Annotated in this window: 16 protein-coding genes and 2 tRNA genes; 11 read left to right on the top strand and 7 right to left on the bottom strand. The window is 63.9% G+C overall.

Annotation, left to right across the window (positions count from 1 at the left end; translation table 11 throughout):
- Positions 1 to 50 precede the first annotated feature (50 nt).
- Positions 51 to 1,676, bottom strand: coding sequence for a hypothetical protein (locus tag VGN72_06810; GenBank protein HEV7299060.1), 1,626 nt, complete (start codon positions 1,674 to 1,676; stop codon positions 51 to 53).
- A gap of 153 nt (positions 1,677 to 1,829) precedes the next feature.
- Between VGN72_06810 and VGN72_06805 the strand changes: the two genes are divergently transcribed.
- Positions 1,830 to 2,624 carry a hypothetical protein gene (locus VGN72_06805; protein ID HEV7299059.1) on the top strand — a complete coding sequence of 265 codons (795 nt, stop codon included), beginning with the start codon at positions 1,830 to 1,832 and terminating at the stop codon, positions 2,622 to 2,624.
- Positions 2,625 to 2,654: 30 nt separating this feature from the next.
- Here VGN72_06805 and VGN72_06800 read toward each other — a convergent pair whose 3' ends face one another.
- Positions 2,655 to 3,413 (bottom strand): DUF1559 domain-containing protein, encoded by a 759-nt coding sequence (locus VGN72_06800; protein HEV7299058.1) that lies wholly within the window; start codon positions 3,411 to 3,413, stop codon positions 2,655 to 2,657.
- Between the two features lie 510 nt (positions 3,414 to 3,923).
- Complete coding sequence (locus VGN72_06795; GenBank protein HEV7299057.1) at positions 3,924 to 4,496, bottom strand: carbonic anhydrase; 573 nt, start codon at positions 4,494 to 4,496, stop codon at positions 3,924 to 3,926.
- A 182-nt stretch (positions 4,497 to 4,678) separates the two neighbouring features.
- Here VGN72_06795 and VGN72_06790 point away from each other — a divergent pair.
- Positions 4,679 to 4,752 (top strand) — tRNA-Pro (locus tag VGN72_06790).
- 510 nt (positions 4,753 to 5,262) lie between these two features.
- Positions 5,263 to 5,709: a hypothetical protein gene (locus tag VGN72_06785; protein HEV7299056.1), complete on the top strand. Its 447-nt coding sequence runs from the start codon at positions 5,263 to 5,265 to the stop codon at positions 5,707 to 5,709.
- Positions 5,710 to 6,082: 373 nt separating this feature from the next.
- On the opposite strand, the gene VGN72_06780 is transcribed toward VGN72_06785, so the two are convergent.
- Both VGN72_06780 and VGN72_06775 read right to left on the bottom strand, forming a co-directional pair.
- Positions 6,083 to 6,156: transfer RNA gene (locus VGN72_06780), tRNA-Pro, on the bottom strand.
- A gap of 139 nt (positions 6,157 to 6,295) precedes the next feature.
- Positions 6,296 to 7,291 (bottom strand): hypothetical protein, encoded by a 996-nt coding sequence (locus VGN72_06775; protein ID HEV7299055.1) that lies wholly within the window; start codon positions 7,289 to 7,291, stop codon positions 6,296 to 6,298.
- A gap of 191 nt (positions 7,292 to 7,482) precedes the next feature.
- Here VGN72_06775 and rpmB point away from each other — a divergent pair, with 191 nt between their 5' ends.
- From rpmB to VGN72_06735, 8 genes are all read left to right on the top strand, one after another.
- Positions 7,483 to 7,749: a 50S ribosomal protein L28 gene (gene rpmB, locus VGN72_06770; protein HEV7299054.1), complete on the top strand. Its 267-nt coding sequence runs from the start codon at positions 7,483 to 7,485 to the stop codon at positions 7,747 to 7,749.
- Positions 7,750 to 7,869: 120 nt separating this feature from the next.
- On the top strand, positions 7,870 to 8,181 hold the full coding sequence (gene gatC / locus VGN72_06765; protein HEV7299053.1) for an Asp-tRNA(Asn)/Glu-tRNA(Gln) amidotransferase subunit GatC: 312 nt from the start codon (positions 7,870 to 7,872) through the stop codon (positions 8,179 to 8,181).
- A gap of 116 nt (positions 8,182 to 8,297) precedes the next feature.
- Positions 8,298 to 9,065, top strand: coding sequence for a sugar phosphate isomerase/epimerase (locus tag VGN72_06760; protein HEV7299052.1), 768 nt, complete (start codon positions 8,298 to 8,300; stop codon positions 9,063 to 9,065).
- A 249-nt stretch (positions 9,066 to 9,314) separates the two neighbouring features.
- Positions 9,315 to 12,074, top strand: a complete 2,760-nt coding sequence (locus VGN72_06755) for a tetratricopeptide repeat protein (GenBank protein ID HEV7299051.1) — start codon at positions 9,315 to 9,317, stop codon at positions 12,072 to 12,074.
- A gap of 133 nt (positions 12,075 to 12,207) precedes the next feature.
- On the top strand, positions 12,208 to 12,921 hold the full coding sequence (locus VGN72_06750; GenBank protein ID HEV7299050.1) for a Bax inhibitor-1/YccA family protein: 714 nt from the start codon (positions 12,208 to 12,210) through the stop codon (positions 12,919 to 12,921).
- Between the two features lie 167 nt (positions 12,922 to 13,088).
- Positions 13,089 to 13,571 (top strand): peptidylprolyl isomerase, encoded by a 483-nt coding sequence (locus VGN72_06745; protein ID HEV7299049.1) that lies wholly within the window; start codon positions 13,089 to 13,091, stop codon positions 13,569 to 13,571.
- A gap of 277 nt (positions 13,572 to 13,848) precedes the next feature.
- The gene (locus VGN72_06740) at positions 13,849 to 14,784 is read left to right on the top strand and encodes an NAD-dependent epimerase/dehydratase family protein (GenBank protein HEV7299048.1); all 936 of its coding nucleotides are present in this window, start codon (positions 13,849 to 13,851) and stop codon (positions 14,782 to 14,784) included.
- Positions 14,785 to 14,956: 172 nt separating this feature from the next.
- Positions 14,957 to 15,892 carry a PP2C family protein-serine/threonine phosphatase gene (locus VGN72_06735; GenBank protein ID HEV7299047.1) on the top strand — a complete coding sequence of 312 codons (936 nt, stop codon included), beginning with the start codon at positions 14,957 to 14,959 and terminating at the stop codon, positions 15,890 to 15,892.
- Positions 15,893 to 15,962: 70 nt separating this feature from the next.
- Here VGN72_06735 and VGN72_06730 read toward each other — a convergent pair whose 3' ends face one another.
- A complete protein-coding gene (locus tag VGN72_06730; protein HEV7299046.1) occupies positions 15,963 to 16,754 on the bottom strand; it encodes an HTH domain-containing protein in 792 nt (263 codons plus the stop codon).
- A gap of 150 nt (positions 16,755 to 16,904) precedes the next feature.
- Entirely contained in the window at positions 16,905 to 19,172 is a 2,268-nt protein-coding gene (gene pnp, locus VGN72_06725) for a polyribonucleotide nucleotidyltransferase (GenBank protein ID HEV7299045.1), read from the bottom strand.
- Between the last annotated feature and the right edge of the window lie 308 nt (positions 19,173 to 19,480).

Below are 19,480 nucleotides of genomic sequence, written 5' to 3'. Positions count from 1 at the left end.
TTAGAGGGCGCGTGGGATGGTCGAGCGATGCCGATCCGATTTCGCTTCAATCAGTCTTCGCGCTCGATGCTGTAAAGCCGAACTTGCGGGTTGTTGTACGTGCGCATCGGGTAGCTTGCCTCCTGCGACCAGATGAGTTTCCCGTCGCGGAACAGTTCCTCGTAGAAGCCGCGGTGCCGGTTGTACTGGTACTCGTAGCCGCTGACCGGGAAGACGTGCGGGTCGAAGTAACGCTCGTGCATCAGGTTCGCCACCGCGACGTGCGTGACGCCCCGGCGGCGCAGGTTCTCCAGCGACCCGCCGTCACCGGCGGTGAAGCGCGACGATACGCGAACGTGATCGCTCAGGCCGTCGTACTTCAGGTCGTACGGGGGCGCATCCAAACCCGCGTAACTGTCGGCGAAGATGTAGCTGCCGCGGGGCACCTGGGTCAGCACGAACTCGCGCAGGCGCTGTCGGCTGTCGTCACCAAACTGCCGCACGTAATCCAGGCAGCGCGGCAACTGAACTGCAACAGTGATGCACGCGACAACGATCGGCACGCCCCACACGCCCCAGGGCTTGCCGATGAACTGCCCTAACCGCGCCGCGGCCAGCCCGGCCAGCAGCGCGGCGAGGACGACGATGGGCAGCGCGTAGCGCGGCATTGGGATTACGCCGTGCGATAACAGCAGTAGGAAGATGCCGGTGAACAGCCAGATGCAGCGGTCCCACCCGAGCCGGCCGCGCCACCAGCCGATCGACAGCAGCAGCCCGATCGCCAGCAGCGCCATTGCGTACGTCGGCGTCTGGTCGAGCGCGATCGCCAGCGTGTACCCATTCGGCTGGGCCATGGTCAGGCCCGAATGGTGCGTCGTGCTGTGCTCGAACTCGCGGTCAAGTCCGCGGTTGAACTGTTCGAAATGGCTTAGCGCGCGATGGTTGACGACGATCAACAGCAGCAGGACATACGAGATGAAGGCCACCGGCCTGAGCACCGCGGTTACAAACGAGGCGCGCGGCGCGAATGGTAATGCGAGCACCGCCAGCGCCAGCGTCACCACGCCCACGTATTTGGCCGAGCTTGCCAGCGCCACGCCCGCAGCCAGCACGACCACCGCCAGCCATTGCAGCGCGGGGCGCCGGCCCCACGCCCAAAGCAGGCACGCGCCCAGCACCGCGATCGCGGTGCCGAAGACGAGCGAGGCGTCCTCCTTCATCGCGTGCGAGTAGGCCAGCAAAAACGGGCATAGCGCGACCATCGGTGTGACTGCGATCAGGCCGGGCAATCCGGCGATCAGGTAGCCGCACAGCGACAGCGCCACCACCGCGATCGCCGCCAGCGTTGCCGATACCGTCCGGCCAACCACCACGACCGCCTGCGGATCCGCGGGCGTATCGAGCCAGTGCACGGCCCACTGCGTGGTCTCCAGCAACAACTGGGGGTGGTTGAAGTTGCGCTCGCCTTCCTCGGACAGAATCTGCGTCGCTTTGCTGTCCTCGTCGGGGTGATACTGAATGGGGAACGCGTTGTGCCGCGTGTACATCCACATGCAGCCGGCGAAGGTTGCCAGCAGCACGATCGTTGCGATCAGGCGCGACACGTTCCGACCCCGCGCCACCACGATTTGCCGTGGCGTCGGCGACGCCGCGCGAGGGGCGGTTGGTGGGACGCAAGCGGTCAGCGTATCGGTCATCGGGTAGGAAGATTACCCGATCTGCCGCGCCACGTTGCATCCGTGCCGCCAAACGGAGGTAATCGCGGGTAAATTTGGAGTAATTTGCCCTATTCTAACCGTTCCGGTACGGTGCGGAATGATGCCGATACGAGGGGAACGGAGGGACGGCACGTGACGAAATTTTCATGTCCAGCGTGTGCCAAGCAGTTCACTTGGAAGCCGCAATTGGCCGGCCGACAGGTGCGGTGCAAGTGCGGGAGCGTTTTTTCCGCGCCGCACGATTGCGCGCCATCCGCCGCGCCCGCGCAACAGGTGCCGGCGTCGGACGAGATCGATCTGTACCCCGAAGTCGATCCCGCGGTCCACTCGCACGTGCCCCGCGCGACGGTCATCACCGCACCCGTTTCATCCACCGATCCGCGCCCAGCCGCGACGTCGGCGCAGGCCACGCCGTTCGGCGCATACGCGGCGCATCGCCGACGTAAGGTGGCGCAGACCGATGAGGACGACGCGCCGTCGGCCTGGAAGGAACGCTACGTCCCGATGGCGCTCGCGCTGATGGGCGTCGTTGGCTGGCTGGTGCTGGTGACGGTGTTTCCCGCGCGCGGGGCGGCAGTGGGGCAAACGCTGGTGATGGCGGGGGCGCTAACCGCCGCCAACCTGGTCGCGATGGTGCTGGCGATGTTCGCCGCCGCGGCGATGCTCAGCTTGAACTTCGGCACGCCGGCGTCGGCGGCGATCAAGCTCGTGGGTGTGGCGTTGTTCGCCAGCGCGCTGTTCTACGGCTGCCTGCGCCTCGACCCCGAAGGCGTCCGCGGCGCGATCGCCGGGCTGCACGTCGTCGTCGTCGTCTATTGGATCAGCTTTGCGACGCTGTTCGACCTGGAACTGCAGGAGACGTTGATCACGGTCTCCATCATCACACTGTTGCAAGCCATGACCGGTTGCGTCGTACTCAAGGTGTGACGACGGCGTGCGATTGCCGCGGCCGCGCGTCTACTGGCGGTCGAACGCCGTCCAGATTCGGTCCTGCGTCGCGTTGTACGTAGTGGCCGGTGGGAACGACGGTTCCGGCCAGTTGGCCGCCGGTTGGTCAAACGCGCTCAGCTCAATCCATTTCGCGCCACCGTTGGCGAACAGCACGTTCGCACCCCGGCGATGGCGCGTCACCACGCGTGTGCGCGCCGACGTTAGGTCCGCGAAGATCGCTCGGTTGCCGAACTGCGTCAGGCGCGGCAACACCGACAGCGATTGACCCGCGAGATCGTCGGGAATCTGAACTTCCGGCCGCGTGCCATAGCCGGACTGCACGTTCGCCGTCGGCGTTGTGTTGGGCTCTGGCCAGCGGTTGGCAGCAGTGTCGAACATGAACTTGTCGTTCGTCTCCGACGGGCAGAACAGCACCTTCGCCTGCGGAATGAGCCCCGCCTGCTGCAGCAGGCCGAACAGCACCCACTCGCTTGCCGTGATGGTGTAGACCATGCTGTTGAACTGCTTGGAATCCGTGCGATAGCCGACCGGCACGCGGTCGCGGTGGGCGAGCGCGTATTGGTGGAATGCCAGGTGAACCTGCCGCAGGTTGCTCAGGCACGCCGCCCGGTTGGCCGCCTCGCGCGCCTTGGCGATGCCGGGCAGCAGGATGCTGATCAGGATCGCGATGATGCCGATGACCACCAGCAGTTCAACGAGCGTGAACGCGCTGCTGCGCACGCGGCGCGTCGGGTTCGAGTCTGAGAAAGTTTTTGAGCGGATCATGCGTTTCTCGTACTGCGCTCCCCACAACGGCGGCTCAGGCGACGGCGCCGCCTCCGCCGCCAAGTGTAGGCGAGGTGCGGCAGGCTTGGCGCTGAATTAGCCCGGAAATACCCAGCAATTGAGGCGGAAATTGACTGACCTCCTCTCCCGGTACGCTGTGGGGGATTAGGCTAGCGGACAGAACCTGTCGCCCCGCGCGCGCATGTCATCCCGAAGGGAGCCTCAGGCGACCTGAGGGATCTCAAACGACGGACGGTTCTTACCCTTGGGAGATGGGTCAGGTTGGCAAGCCTCCCATCGGGATGACACGTCGCCGACCAACGTAGTGATTCTATCCGCCAGCCTTTTGGGAGGGCGCTGTCCGGGCCATACTTGTTGATTGGAACAAACGCTGCCTCCCCAGCCCTCCCCCGGAGTACCGGGAGAGGGAGGCAATGCGGATGACGTCGAAACGTAAGCGGGCGGGTACGGAGGCTTGCCCCTATGTGACCGCAGTCGTAGACGACGTTACTACTCCGTGCGCATCCCGTATCCTTCGACGATCTTCGCCAGCGCGCCGGTGTCGGAGTCCATCAGCATGCCATGAACCGCGACGTCGCGTGGCAGCAGGGGGTGGTTGCGGATGACGTCGACGCTGTTGCGCACGCCGTCCTCGACGCACTTGAACCCGGTCAGCCAATGCTCGAGGTCGATGCCCGCATGGCGCAACGTCGACAGCACGTCCTGCGACACGCCGCGTGCCCGCGCCTTCTCGATCACGCGCTCGCAGCTCAGGCCCATCATGCCGCAACCGGTATGACCCACCACCAGCACCTCCTCGGCGTGCAGCTCGTAGATCGCCAGCAGGATGCTTCGCATCACGCTGCCAAAGGGGTGCGACACGATCGCGCCGGCGTTCTTCACCAGCTTTACGTCGCCGTTACGGAATCCCATCGCGCGCGGCAGCAGTTCCACCAGCCGGGTGTCCATGCAACCCAGCACGACCAGCTTTTTGTTCGGAAATCGATCGGTACGAAGCAACTCGTACTCCTTACTTTCAATGAACTTGCGGTTGTACTCGAGGATCTCGGAAACAATGCTCATGGTGTCATCATTCTAATTCGCATCGACGCCCCGCGATAGCATGACAGATGCTGGCGGGGTGAGCCGCGACCTGTGTTTCCATTCCTCGCGACCTGCCGCGACCTTGCCGCCCGCAGTGCGGGCTGATACGCTGGCGACCGTTGCCGGTGCAGTCCTATGATTGGTCGGCAGGAGTCGAGATCCGGGGTGTAGCTCAGTTTGGTAGAGCGCCTGGTTTGGGACCAGGAGGCCGCAAGTTCAAATCTTGTCGCCCCGATTAGAGACGATTTTCAGCCCTCCGACGAACGCGTCGGAGGGCTCTTTCGTTTGGACTTGCGTACTACACGAAGCAAACGTCATCCTGAGAGGGTGTTTATTAAGCCGGACGGACTCGCTCCGGCCCCTCTCCCGGTACGCCGGGGGAGGCTGGGAGGGGGCGATTTCGAACGGCTGACACTTGTCGTCGTTCGAGATCACCCCCTCCCAGCCTCCCTACGAGTACATGGGAGAGGGGCCAGACTTAATAAACACCCTCTGAGGTACTCCGAAGGATCTCCCCCCCGTATTCACGTCCGGAAGAAAGAGATCTTTCGGAGTACCTCAGGATGACAGTTTGGCGGCTAGTCGGGCTGCTTTCTCAAGCCAACTGGGTCGTTTCCGTTTGTACCGATAGGCCGAAAACTTCCCTGCCAACGGGGGGAATCTGGGGCTCGTAACGATTTATACCGGCCGGGGCGCTTAAGTGAGTGCGGTAAATGAACGATGTGGGTTCAGAGGTATCGCACTTATGGCCAACTCTGACGACACCAATGTAAGTCCCGCTGCTGCCCCGGAAAAGCGGGAGGGCAAGGGCCCCGATCGCCGGCAGACCGTGGTGGAACGCCGGAGCGGCTTGGAACGACGCACCGCCCCTGCGGACGCAGCGGCGTACGAAGGGCCGGAACGGCGCGGTGTGGAAGATCGCCGGTCGGATACCGGTCTGGAACGTCGCCGTGGCCCCGGCCGGCGTCGCAGTGACGACCGCCGCAGCGCCGAAGAGGGCGAGATGACCGCCGAGCAGTTCGAGTTCGTGATGGCGATCGAGACGTACAAGAAGGTGAACAAGCGCATGTTTCCCTCGTGGACCGAAGTGCTCGAGGTCATGCTGCAGTTGGGCTACCGGAAGGTGAACGCCCGCGAGATCTCGCTGCCGAACGTGCCCGAACCCGACCTTCACCTGCGCAAGACGGCCTAACGCCCGCTGCCCGTCGACTCGCGCGGAATCCAATCCAGGAACCACCAGGCCCGGCCGAAGCAATCACGCTTTGGCCGGGCCTTTACGTTGCGGGAGGGTCGCCCGCGAGGGGCAACGGGGCGTACAGGCTGTCGGACAAAACCCCGACGTTGACCAGGGACGTGTCATCCCGAAGGGAGCCTTGGCGACCTGAGGGATCTCGAACCACGGACGGTTCGCGGCCATGCGAGATCTCTCAGGTCGCCTGAGGCTCCCATCGGGATGACAAGGGCGCGCGAGGTGACAGGTTTCGTCCGCTCACCTAAAGGGTCGTCCGGCCAACGAAAAAGCCCTTCGACGTGTCCGTCGAAGGGCTTCGTATTCAATCGAGAAGTCGGGGTGACAGGATTTGAACCTGCGGCCTCTTGGTCCCGAACCAAGCGCTCTACCAAGCTGAGCTACACCCCGAACGCTGCCGCCGCACTACGCCGGGATGCGTGGAGCGGGTTGGGTAAGATAACGGTTCGCGTTACGGATGCAAGTTGCCGCGGTTGGGCCGCGGATCCGGAGCGATTGTCGGGTGATCCGGGGCCGTCGCGAGGTCACGTCATAGGAAGCGGATGATGACGTACTTTTGGCCGACGTCGGTCACTGGGGGCTTGCCGCGCTCTTTCTCGCGGCGCCATTGGTTGGCGTAGTCGATGAAGGTCTTACGCTGGGTCGGGTCGTCGGGCAATTCGATCGCCATGGAGGCGGTCATGGGGCTGGTGCCGAAGGCGAGGACCTTCTTGGCGCCATCGTTGTACCAGCGGTCGAGCATCATGGAGGTTTTGTTGCGGGTCCAGAAGAAGCCGACGACGCCGCGCGCGTTATTGGCGGCCAGCCACTCGCGGGCCTCGAAGGCGCCGTCGCGGTCGGCGAGGCGTTGGAACTCACCGTCGTCGCCGGGCAAGGTGGTGTAGTCGGCCTGGCTTTCACCCACCAATTGGCGGGCGCCAAATACCACGCCCACCAGAAGTGCAATGCCCACCAGCGGGATCAACAGTTTTTTGATCTGTGCCTTCTGCTCGTCGGAATCGTCGATTTTCTTCGGGGCGTAGCCCGGGAACGCCGGAACGTGGCCTTTGGCCTTCCCCTTGCCCGCAGGCGCTTTCCCGGCGGGCCGGGCCGGGGCTACGGTGGTGGCCGCAGCGGGCACGGCGGGGTTGGGCAGTGGCGGTGGGGCGGCGAGGTCGTCGGCGATGTCGTAGAGGTCGCCGGCTGCGTCGGGGAGCTCGTCCTCATCTTCCAGGTCGATCACCGGTTCCTCGACGGGCGCAATCGGCGCGGTGGGGGCGGTGGGCGTGGCGGGCCGACGCGAAATTGGGGAAACATCTGCGTGCCCGACCGCCGGTGGAGCCGCCGGGCGGGCGGCGGCAATCCTGGCGACCGCGGCGCTGACCTTGGGCGTGGTCGTGCGGGCGGGACCTGCTGACAGCGACGTCGGCGCGACGAAGATCGTGCCGCACTTGCACTTGATCTTCCGACCGGCGGTCTGCGGCGACCACGGGTACTTGAGCCCGCACGCGGCGCACTTCATCGTCTGCTGCGTTACCTGCGACATGCTAGCCTCCCTGTCGAACCCGAGACGTGATATGACGAGCAAAGATCAGTATATTCGATTCTGAAAGCGTTTGCACCAGCAATGTGCCGGGTTGCATTACGCTTTAACCATTCCGTGCTCCATCGCTTGCAATCGGTCGCGGTGCGGTTTACTATGGCCCGCTCGATTTTTCCGGACAGCAGAGGTTAAAAATGCCACGCGTTTGCAAATTTACAGGCAAGAAGACGACCTTCGGTAAGCAGATCACCCATCGCGGTAAAGCGAAGTATCTGGGTGGTGTCGGCACGAAGATCACGGGCATCACCGCCCGCAAGTTCAAGCCGAATATCCAGAAAGTCCGCGCCGTCATCGACGGTCAGGTCGTCCGCATCAAGGTCAGCGCCAAGGCGCTGCGCATGGGCTACGTTGTGAAGCCCGTCCGCCGCACTTGGAAGAAGCCCGAAGAAGCGGCCGCGTAGTTGACCCGCGCCGCTCGCGGCGCTGCGGTTGGCCATCTGAACGAAACTCCACGCGAAGAAGACGGCGGCAACGCTGCTGTCTTCTTCGCGTCTTTACGTCTGGTCGGTTACATTCCCATCATGTCGCAGATCACCCCCGAAGCCGTCCGCCACGTCGCCAAGCTGGCCCGCCTTGCGCTGCCCGAGGAAAAGCTGCTGAAGCTGACCGGCCAGCTCGAAGGCATCCTGGAGTACGTCGCCCAGATCGGTAAGGCCGACGTCGCCGGCGTCGAACCGATGGCCCACGCGCTGCCCGTTGCCAACGTGTTGCGCGAAGACGTGGTGACGCCCTCGCTGCCGCTCGAAAAGGTCCTGCAGAACGCCCCGGATACGGATGGCCCGTTCTTCAAGGTGCCGAAGGTCATCGGTGGCGACGAGGACAGCGCAGGATAGACAGCGGATGAAAACATGAAGACATGAAACATGAAGAGGCCTTTGGGGTATCTCTTCATGTTTCATGTCTTTATCATTTCACGTCTTCATCATCTTCACTCTCGGAGGCCACCGCTATGCCCTATCCCCTGTCGATCCAGATGTATACCGTTCGCGATTTAACCAAGACGCCCGAGGACCGGGTGAAGGTGATTCGCGAGATCGGCCAGATCGGTTACGTGGCGACCGAAGGGGGCGGCGGAAAGCTCACCGACGACACGCGGCAGTTGTATCGCGAAAGTGGCTTAAAATTTTCCAGCTGGTGGGCCGTGCCGACCGCGGACAACGTGCAGCAGTTCATCGACATCGCCAAGGAAACCGGCATCACGCACTTCATCGGTAGCGATGGTCCCGACAAGTTCAAGGATGAATCTTCGATCAAGGCGCTGGCCGAGCGATACGAGACGGCCGCCCAGTTGCTTAAGCCACACGGGCTGCAACAGCTTTATCACAACCACTACTGGGAATTCGACATCAAGCACGACGGGCGGTACGCGTGGGACGTCTTCTTCGACCAGGCCCCGACCCTCGGCGCCGAGCTGGACCTGTACTGGGCCAGCAACTTCGGCGCGGTCGACGTGCCGGCAGTGCTGCGCAAGTACGCCAGCCGCACTCCGATCGTGCACGTGAAGGACGGCCCCCTGGTGAAGGACCAACCGAACACCGCCGTCGGCAAGGGCAAGTTCGACAACAAGGCCGCCATCGCCGCCGCCGACCCCAACGTGCTGAAGTGGCTGGTGGTCGAGCTGGATAACTACGTCGAAGGCAACGACAAGATGATGGACGCGGTTCGCGATAGCTACGCGTACCTGACTAACGCGGGCTTGGCGACGGGACAGCGGTAGTTGCCAGACTGGGCGCTCCGGTCCCTCTCCCGGTACTCCGGGAGAGGCGAGGTGAGGGTATTTTCAAACGGCCGGAAAGTCCCAATCCCAAACCCCAATGCCCAGATCCGAATGACCAAGGACAGCAGGTTCATTGGTCATCGGAGCTTAGCCATTGGGATTTGATTGTTCATTCGGGCTCGGTCATCGGACATTCTGCCCCATCTCCCTCACCAACTGCTATACTCCCGTGTCCAAACCGGTGACACGATGAGCGCATTTCGCACCCTGACGTATCTCGCCCTGTCCGCCGCGGTCGCTGGCTGTGGGACTTCGTCGAGTGATCCCGTCGCCGGCCGGGTGAAGGGGAAGCCGCGCAACGGCTTCTTCGGTGAAGGGGCGGGCTTGCGGCTCGATCAACCCAGCGACACCACCACCCGCCGGGCGGCGCTGGCGTTGGACGACATCGAGCCACGCCCCGCACTGCCGGCGCCGGCCACCACGCGCGCAGCGGCCAAGCCCGCCCCGGCCGAGGCGCTCATGCTGTACGCGCAGGCCCGCCGCAGCCTGATCGACGGGCAGCGCTTCACTGCGATCAAGCAGCTCGAACAGGCGATCGGCATCGACCCACTGTCACCGGCGCCTTACCTGCTGTTGGCCGAGGCGCAGCTGGGCGAAGGCACGTTCAACGACAAGTCGATCCGATCGCTGGAGACGGCGTCGGAACTCGATCCCACCAACGCCGATACGCGCGTCGAGCTTGGCCGGCAGTACCTGGCCAAGGGCGACGTGCAGCGTGCGATCGCGCACCTGCGGCTGGCGATGGCCACGCCCCGCTACCGTGAACATGAAGATGTCGCTGCCACCACCGATCTGTTCCTCGCCAAGGCGCTGGAGAAGGGCGGCTACTCGCGTGCGGCCATCGAGCGCTACGAACGGTTGCTGAGCCGCGTGAAGACGCGCGACCTTAGCCTGCGCAAGGACCCGGAACTGGCGCTGCTGGTCGCCAACCCCGACCTGATCGCCATGGACATCGGCCGGCTGTACGAGGCCGGCGGGCAGTACGAGCGCGCGCTGGCGGCACTGGAACCCGTCGCGAGCGAGGCCCCGGACAACTTCGATCTGCAGGCGCGCGTCGCCCGGCTGCTGAAGCTCGTCGGCCGCTCGGATGAAGCGATGGCGCGGTCGGTCGAGCTGCTCACGCGCTTTCGCGCCAGCCGGGCCTCGGTCGAACTTATGCGCGAGATCGGGCGCGGCGCCAACAGTGGTGACGGTGGGGCGCTCGTTCACCTGCGCCGGCTTGCCAACGCCAACCCGACCGACCGCGCGATCCTGTTCGCGCTTTCCGACACGCTGCGGGCCGAAGGGCACGAGGACGAGGCGACGCAGATCCTCGTCGAAGCGCTGGGCAAGCAGTCGGCCAACATCGAGATCACCCGCCGGCTGTTCGGTGTCTACGACGCTAAGAACGACGTGAAGGCCGCTGCAACGTTGCTGTTGCGCACGATCGCGCAGCAGCCGGAATCGACCAGCGAACTGGCGCCGCTCTGGGACGACCTGACGCGCCTCGCCCGGCCGAAACGATTGGGCGTGGCCGACGTGGCGGCGCTCGACGTGCCGGTGGAGGCACGGGCGGCCAAGCTGTACTTCCAAGCCGAATCAACCCAGCAGATGGGCCGCAGCGCCACCGTGCGCGAGACGCTCGAGCGTGCCGTGGCGCAACTGCCGGTGTTCCCGCCGGCGTACCGGGCGCTTCACGGACAGATCTGGGCCGACGAGGTAAGCGATCTCCAGGAAAAGCAGCGCTTGAGCCGCGCCTTAGCCACCCGCGCCAAGCGGGGCGGTGACGCGGCGCTCGCGATGGAGCTTCAGGGCCTCACGCAGCTGGCGCAGAACGACGCCACCGCCGCCGCGACCACGCTGAGCGAGGCGGTGCGCGCCGGTGGCAGTTCGCCCGATCGCATCCTGACCGCCGCCCGGGCGCACGCCACCGCCGGTGATGTACGAAAGGCCGAGGGGCTGTTGTGGAAGCTGATCAGCGACCACCCGACCTGCGAGGCCGCTTACACCTCGCTCTTCACGCAGTACCTGCAGCGGGGCGACACGATGGCCGCCGTGAAGATCGTCTCGCGCTGGCTCGCCGCCGACCCAAGCAACGTGAACGCCCGGCTGCTGCAGGCGTCGGTCTTCCGCCAGTCCAGCCACAACGAGGCGGCCGAGGAGGTGCTGCTGAACCTGGTGAACGAGCACCCGTCCAACTCCGCGGTGCTGGCCGATCTGTACGGGTTCTACGTGAGCAACGGACGCATCGAGGCGTACGTGAGCAAGCTCGAAGCGCTGCGCGCCGCCGACCCGTCGAACTACGTCGCCGGCGAGATGCTGGTCGAAACGTACGCCCAGATGCAGCGGTTCCCCGACGCCGCCCGGGTGCTGGACGCGCTCCGCACGAACGCCGTTGAAGCCGGCGGCGCCGATGCGGATGCACTCTACTACTTCGCCGGCCTCTACACCGGCATCCGCCAGCCCGAGACGGCCGAGGAACTGCTGGAGGTTGCCGTGAAGCAGGACCCCAAGCACGCGCCGGCCAATAACGATTTGGGCTACGCGCTGGCCGACGCTGGCCGCAACTTGGAGCGGGCTGAATCGATGGTGCGCGTTGCCGTGAACGCCGATCCGACAAATGCGTCGTACCTCGACAGCCTCGGTTGGGTGCTTTACAAGCGCGGCCGGTTCACCGACGCCCAGCAGTACCTCCAGATGGCCGCCGACGCATCGGAGACGGCCGACCCGATCGTGCTCGACCATCTTGGTGACGCGTTTTACCGCCAACAGGAGAAGGACGACGCGACGGCGACGTGGAAGCGATCGCTGGAACGCATTAACGAAGATGATTCCACGCGTGCGGACCTGCAGGAGTTGAAGCTGCGCCTGCTGCAGAAGTTAAAGCAGGCCGAGGCCGGCCAGGCCGTGAACGTTGCCCCGACCGCCCAACCCGCCACTGCCCCGCGCGTTGGCGTCCGGCACGAGTAGCGCATCGCGTCCCTGTAGAAATTTCCCCATAGCCTATAATGTCTCCCGCGGCTCAAATCGTGGAGTAGTCCGGCACGGTCTGCTATAATCAGCCGGGTTACAAACTTCGAACATCGAACAAAATGGGAGCACGATGAGCCAGTTTCCGCAGACGCGTCGAGTTGAACTCGACTACGGCACCGACAGCCAAGTCACGTTCTCGTTCTTCAACACCGTGTACGCCTGGATGGCGGTCGGCCTGGCGCTGACGGCGGCAGTGTCGTACTACGTTTCGCAGACGCCGCAGATCATGAACATCTTCCAAGGTGGTCGCGCGTTCACCGTGGTGATCGCGCTGGCCCTCTTCGGCATCGCAATGCTGGTCCAGACCGTCGCCCTGCGCATCAGCGCAGCGGCGGGCATTGCGCTCTTCCTGCTGTACGCCACCCTATTAGGCGCGCTGATTGCCCCGATCTTCATCGTGTACGACATGCGCACCATCGGTGGCGCGTTCCTGATCACCGGCGGCACGTTCGGCGCCATGAGCCTTTACGGTTTCGTGACCAAGCGTGACCTCACGGGCATCGGCTCGTTCCTGATCATGGCCTTCATCGGCCTGTTCCTCGCGTCACTCGTGAACGTCTTCTGGGCCAACGACGCGCTGTCGTGGGTCATCACCTACGGCATCCTGGCGGTGTTCATCGGTCTAACCGCCTACCAGACGCAGCAACTGAAGCAGACCGCCGAGCAACTGCGCGGCCAGCCGGAACTGCTCGGTCGCTACGCGATCGTCGGCTCGCTGGTGCTGTACATCGCGTTCATCAACATGTTCCTGTCGATCCTGCGCATCCTCGGCAGTCGCCGGTAAGTGCAGGTCCTACAATTGAACTCCTCCTTCGGCCTGCCCGGCTCATTTCGGGCAGGTCGTTTTTATTGGGGCGACGCCGCAGTGGCGCATTCTGGCGAAGGCGCCAGTCAGTCGACTTTGGCATTGCCGCGTTTTATGCTGGCCGAAACTCGAACTGGAGCCGCCCCATGCAGGTCGCGAAGAACACGGTCGTCTCGATCGACTACACGCTCACTAACGACGCCGGCGACGTGCTCGACACCTCGCAGGGTGGCCAGCCGTTGGTCTACCTGCATGGCAACGGTGGCCTGATTCCCGGCATGGAGCGCGGCCTCGAGGGCCGTGCGATCGGTGATGCCTTCAAGCTGCAAGTGGCGCCCGGTGAAGGCTATGGCGAGAAGCGCCAGGAGCTGATTCAACCCGTGCCCCGCAAGATGTTCAGCGGGGCCACCGACATCAAGCCCGGTATGCAGTTTCAAGCCAAGACGGAAGAGGGCCCGCAGGTGGTGACGGTAGTGGCGGTGGACGATGAGAACATCACGATCGACGCCAACCACCCGCTGGCCGGGCAGACGCTGAACTTCGACGTGAAGGTGGTCGACGTGCGTGCCGCCACGCCCGAAGAGGTTCAGCACGGCCACGTGCACGGGCCGGGTGGCCATCAGCACTAGGTTCCGTACAGAAATCTTGTGTCACCGGGGGCTTCTCCGCCCGATCAACATAGGTGGCCATAACCGCAGTTGTCATCCCGAGGGGAGCGGTAGCGAACCGAGGGATCTCCCACTGACATCAATCGCTTAGCGTTCGAGATCCCTCAGGTCGCTACCGTCCCTTCGGGATGACAACTACCATGGCTGGGCACTTCAATCCGATCCGTCCGACAGCGCCTAACCCACCACTGAGCCCGGCCAATTGACGCTGCCATTGCCATCGCCGACGATGCGACCCATGAACGTTGTGATCACCGGTTCGTCGGGGCAGATCGGCACCAACCTCGCCCTGTCGCTGTTGAAGCGCGGCGACAGTGTCCTGGGCATCGACAAGCGTCCCAACGCCTGGACCAACGACTTTCCTACGCACACTGTCGACCTCGTGGCGGCCGCTCGAGCGAACCGTCCGGTCGAAGTGCCGACCACGCCGCACGTCATCGTTCACCTGGCGGCTTGGGCGAAAGTTCACCAGCTCGTGAAGGAGCCGGAGAAGTCGCTGGAGAACGTCGACATGACGTTCGCGGCGCTGGAATTGGCGCGTCGCAACAAGACGCCGATCATCTTCGGCAGCAGCCGTGAGGTGTACGGCGACGTGCGGCGGCACGTGACAGACGAATCGATGGCCGACTTCGTCGTCGCGGAGTCGCCCTACAGCGCCAGCAAGATCGCCGGCGAGGCGTTCTTTTACAGCTACGCCAAGTGCTACGGCCTGCCGGTGCTCGTCTTCCGCTTTAGCAACGTCTATGGCCGGTTCGACAACGATCTGGAACGCATGGAGCGCGTGATCCCGCTCTTCGTGCGCAAGATTGCCGCCGGCGAGCCGATCTGCGTCTACGGGCGCGATAAGATGCTGGACTTCACCTACGTCGACGACTGCGTGAGCGGCCTGCTGGCCGGCATCGACGCGCTGCATTCCCGCCGGGTCACCAACCAGACGATCAACCTTGCCTACGGCCAAGGGCAAACGCTGTTCGACCTGGTGAACCTGATCGAGACCGCCGTCGGCCGCGACGCGATCGCGACGTACGAGAAGCCGCTCACGGGCGAGGTGACGCGCTACGTCGCCGACATCAGCCGCGCGAAGACGTTGCTGGGCTACGACCCGCAGACACCCTTGACGAAGGGGATTGGGAAGTACGTGAAGTGGTGCCGCGAGACCCAGTGGCTGAGTTAGCTGGTAAAGCGAGCGCATCACCTTCGACTAGAGCCACGTTTAGCCGCGGGCAAGCCCGCGGCTAAACGGCCAACGCTACATATGAAGTTGGGACGCGTAAAGATTTAACTGCGTCGCGACGCTCGCGGGTTGCCTACGATGGGGTAGCATCGCACTTCAGCCCGAGCAACTCATGTCCGACGGTCACGTTTTACAATGCATGGAAGTGTGGGGCGGCAACCAAGCCGTCGACAGCAGCGTCCATCTGGCCGGGCTGGACGCGTGGGTCTACTCCAAGCCATATGAGGGCGCCGGGGCCGGGGGCGACGTCTACTACGTCTCCAGTTGTGCCACCGGGCGCATCACGCGGTTGCTCGTGGCGGACGTTTCCGGTCATGGCGTCGGCGTCGCCGATCTGGCCGAGGCGCTGCGGCAGTTGATGCGTCAGCACGTCAACCACCTCGAGCTGAAGCAGTTCGTCGCGAGCATGAACCGCGAGTTCGCCGCGCGGTCGGCGGTCAACATCTTCGCCACCGCGGTCGTTACGACGTACTTCGCCCCCACGTCGACGTTAACGCTCTGCAACGCCGGCCACCCACCACCGCTCATCTATCGGGCGGCGACCCGGCAGTGGCAGTTCCTGGACCACGAGATGGCCGACGACGGATCGTTCACGAACTTCCCGCTGGGCATCATGACTGATGTGGCCTACCAGCAGCTCGACGTTACGCTGGACGAGGGGGACCTGGTCCTGTGCTACACGGATTCGCTGATGGAGATCCTCGACGACGCGGGCCAGCAACTGAACCTGGAGGGCTTGCGCGACGTCGTGCAGCGCGTTGCGATCGACGACGCCGCCACGCTCATCCCGCGCCTGCTGAACGCGATCGAGACGCGCTGCGGGCACCACATCGAGGCCGACGACGCCACGCTGATGCTCTTCCGCCCCAACCCGCTCACCGCCAACCCCTCCCCCGTCCGCAACCTCGTCGCCCCGTTTAAGGTGGCCGCATCCCTCGTGCGCGCAATCCGCAGCGGCGACCGTGCGTTCGCGTTGCCGGAGATGACCGTGGTCAACTTGGGTGGGGCGATCATCCCCTCGCTCAGCCGCAGGCGAAGAAAGGGCTAACAGCTAATGCGGGCAATGACCATGTTCGAGGTTGCGGAAATGCCCTTCACGAGAGATAGCTTCTGGATGGCTATAGCTTGTTGACCACGGCGTCCAGCGCCGCCTTCATGCGTCTTTTCTCAATTTCGGGGTCGACGCGTTGGACATACTCCACCGCGGCCAGATCGTCGCCACGCTTTCGGTTCTGACGCGGCTCGAGCGACTCGATCAAAATGGCTTCCAGCGCAGGGATGAGATTGGCGGCCTCGAAAGTTACAGGCAGATGGCCGAGTTGACCTTTATCCGATACCGGAAGAAGCCCGAACCACGAGAAGCGGTCCCACCGCGTCGATAGGCGATCGAGCGTGTGCTCATAAAGCCGCCGGCCAAGCGGCCGATCGGTAGTGCGACCGACGTAGATCACCTCCCGGCCATCATAAAGCAAGTAAATGCCCAACTGCTTGAAGAAGTCGACCGGCGTGGTGCCGATCTGCTGCATGCCGAGCAGCTTGGGTGTCGCGCTCCACTCTACGCCTGCGCGGCGCCAGAACATGCCGAACGAGGTGATAATCTCGTACTGTTCCTCTGTTTCCTCCGACTCAACAACATCAGGCGTTAGCTTCGCGGGAACAATGGGAACGTCGGCAGAGCTGTTCCGAAGCGTGAAGGTTCCCTTCGCTACGCGCACGTATGGGGATGCTGACCCGTCATGCTTAATGGACGTGGCCATCTGCGCATTCACTGTGGCGGCTGGCGTCGCTCCCAGCGACGTGCGAAGGGCTTGGTCGATGATGCGCTTGGTGATCTCCTGATAGTGCAAGGGGGCCGGCGACGACGCCAACACGATTTCAATGGCCTTCCGCCACGGTAGTTCCTGCGCCACGAATCAGCCTCCTTCGCATTTACAGTGCGGCCAGCTTCCAAATAACGGTGGCGCGTTCTGAACAGAAAGGGAGGACGCCGTTGGGCGTCCTCCCTGATTTGTAGCAAAGCTTAAGACCGAACCGCTAAAGCGGCACGGCCAGTGTGCGCCTTAGTCCCGGCGCGGGCCGCGGCTGCGGCCACCGCCACCACCACCGCGGCCACCACGGTCGCCACCGCGGGGTCGGTCGCCGCCACCGTCACCGGCGGGGGCTTCGTCGCCTTCGCGCTGCTCGCGCGGAGCGGGATCGGGGTCGCTCTCGCCCAGTTCCTGCATCGCGGCCTTGCGGCTTAGCTTGATGCGGCCCTGATCGTCGATCAGCAGCACCTTCACCTTGATCTCCTGGCCCATCTGCACGACGTCCATCACGCGTTCGACGTACTTGTCGGACAGCTCGCTGACGTGGCAGAGGCCATCGGTCTCCGGGGCGATCTCGACGAACGCGCCGAAGTCCTTAATGCTGACGACCGTGCCGGTGTAGATCTTGCCTATCTTCACCTCGGCGGTCATCGCCTCGATGATGTCGCGGCACTTCTCGGCGCCGGCGCCGTCCACCGAGGAGATGTAAACCGTGCCGTCGTCCTCGATGTCGACCTGAGCGCCGGTCGACTCCTGCAGGGCTTTGATGTTCTTGCCGCCGGGCCCGATGATCTTGCCGATCTTCTCAGGGTTGATCTTGATCGTGAGCAGGCGCGGGGCGTACTCGCTGATCTCCTTACGGGGGGCGGGTAGGGCCTTGGCCATCTCGGCCAGGATTTTCAGGCGGGCTTCCTTCGCGCGGTGAAGCGTGTCGCGAATGATCTTGTGCGTGATACCTTCGGTCTTGATGTCGAGCTGGATGGCGGTAATGCCATCGGTCGTGCCGACAACCTTGAAGTCCATGTCGCCGAAGTGGTCTTCCTCGCCGATGATGTCGGTCAGCAGCTCGTACTTGTCGCCTTCCTGAACCAGGCCGACCGAGATGCCCGCGACGGGCTTGGTGATCGGCACGCCGGCGTCCATGAGCGCCAGGCAGCCGCCGCAGCTGGAAGCCATCGACGACGAGCCGTTGGACTCGAGAATGTCGCTGATGATGCGGACGGTGTAGGGGAAGACGTCGATCGGCGGCAGGACGGCGATCAGGCTACGCTCGGCGAGCGCGCCGTGACCGATCTCGCGACGGCCGGGCCCGCGAATCGGGCGAACCTCACCCACGCTGTAGCTGGGGAAGTTGTAGTGCAGCATGAACTTCTGGCTGTACTCGGGGATCAGCCCGTCGACCATCTGCTCGTCGCTGCTGGTGCCGAGCGTGACGGTGCACATCGCCTGCGTCTCGCCGCGCGTGAAGACGGCCGACCCGTGCACGCGGGGCAGGATGCCGACCTCGCAGCTGATCGGGCGGATGTCGTTGAACCCGCGGCCATCGGGGCGGACGCCCGACAGGATGGCTTCGCGGGTAATCGATTCTTCCACTTCGCTGAAGGCGGCGCGGATCTTCTTGGCCTGCGTCTTCTGGGCGATGATCGCGCCGTACGACGCGTTGGGATCGGTGATCGGCGGGGCCATTTCCAGCAACAGCTTCGTCAGCACGGCGCTGGTTGCCTCGGCGCGGTCGGCCTTGCCGGCCTTGCCCTTCACCTCGCGCACCTGATCGTAGACCTTGGCACGCACGGTCTCGGCGACGCTGGGATCGGCGGCGTACTTGTTCTCGTTCTTCACGGTGCCGCACTTCTTGGCCAGTTCCTCGATCATCTTCGCGATCTCGACCACGTGCTTGTGGCCGAACTCGATCGCGTCGGCGACGTCGTCCTCGGGCACTTCGCGGCTGCCGACCTCAATCATGTTCACGAAGTGCTTCGTGCCGGCGACGACCAGGTCCATGTCGCTGTACTCAACCTGCTCGATCGTGGGCTGGATGACCAGCTTGCCCTCGATCTTGCCGACGCGCACGTGCGCGGTCGGCGTGATGAACGGGATCTCGCTGATGGCCACGCACGCGCTGGCGGCGATGCCGGCGAGGATGTCGGGATCGTTCTCGCCATCGAACGACAGCACGTTCAAATGGATCTGCACCTCGTCGATGAACCCCTTGGGGAACAGCGGGCGCAGCGGACGATCGATCAGGCGGGCAGTCAGGATTTCCTTGGTGGTGGGGCGGCCTTCGCGCTTCAGGAACCCGCCTGGGAACTTGCCAGCGGCAGCGCGGCGCTCGCGGTAGTCGACCTGCAGCGGGAAGAAGTCGATGCCCTCGCGCGGGTTGGCGGTGGCGACGGCACCGAAGACGACCGTGTCGCCGTACTGCACCGTGACGGCGCCGGCGGCGAGCTTGGCGTAGCTGCCGGTCTCGATCGACAGCGTCCGTCCACCGATCTGGCGTTCAACTCGAATGGCTTGTGGCATAAGTGTGGATTCTCCGCGGCCTCAAGTTGTCGTGTGGTCGAGGAAGGGATGAATCGAAGGTCGAGGGGAGGGGAGCCGAAGATTGCAAATTGAGGAGTGCGGAGTGCGGAGTGAAGGGGCTGCATGCCTGTCTTTCAATCCGCACTCCGCAATCGGCAATTCGCAATTCCAGACCACCTATCTTCGATCCTCGATCAGTCCGCTCCCTCGGTAAAGCAAAAGACCCGCGATCGTTGCCGTCACTGTTCGTCCCGAGGCCGAGAGGAACGAAGCCGATGGCGAACGGCGGGTGATAAAACAGATCGGGG

Source organism: Tepidisphaeraceae bacterium (assembly GCA_035998445.1).
Taxonomy (GTDB): domain Bacteria; phylum Planctomycetota; class Phycisphaerae; order Tepidisphaerales; family Tepidisphaeraceae; genus DASYHQ01.
Note: the sequence above shows the minus strand (reverse complement) of the source record. Positions and strands in the feature narration are given on the sequence as shown.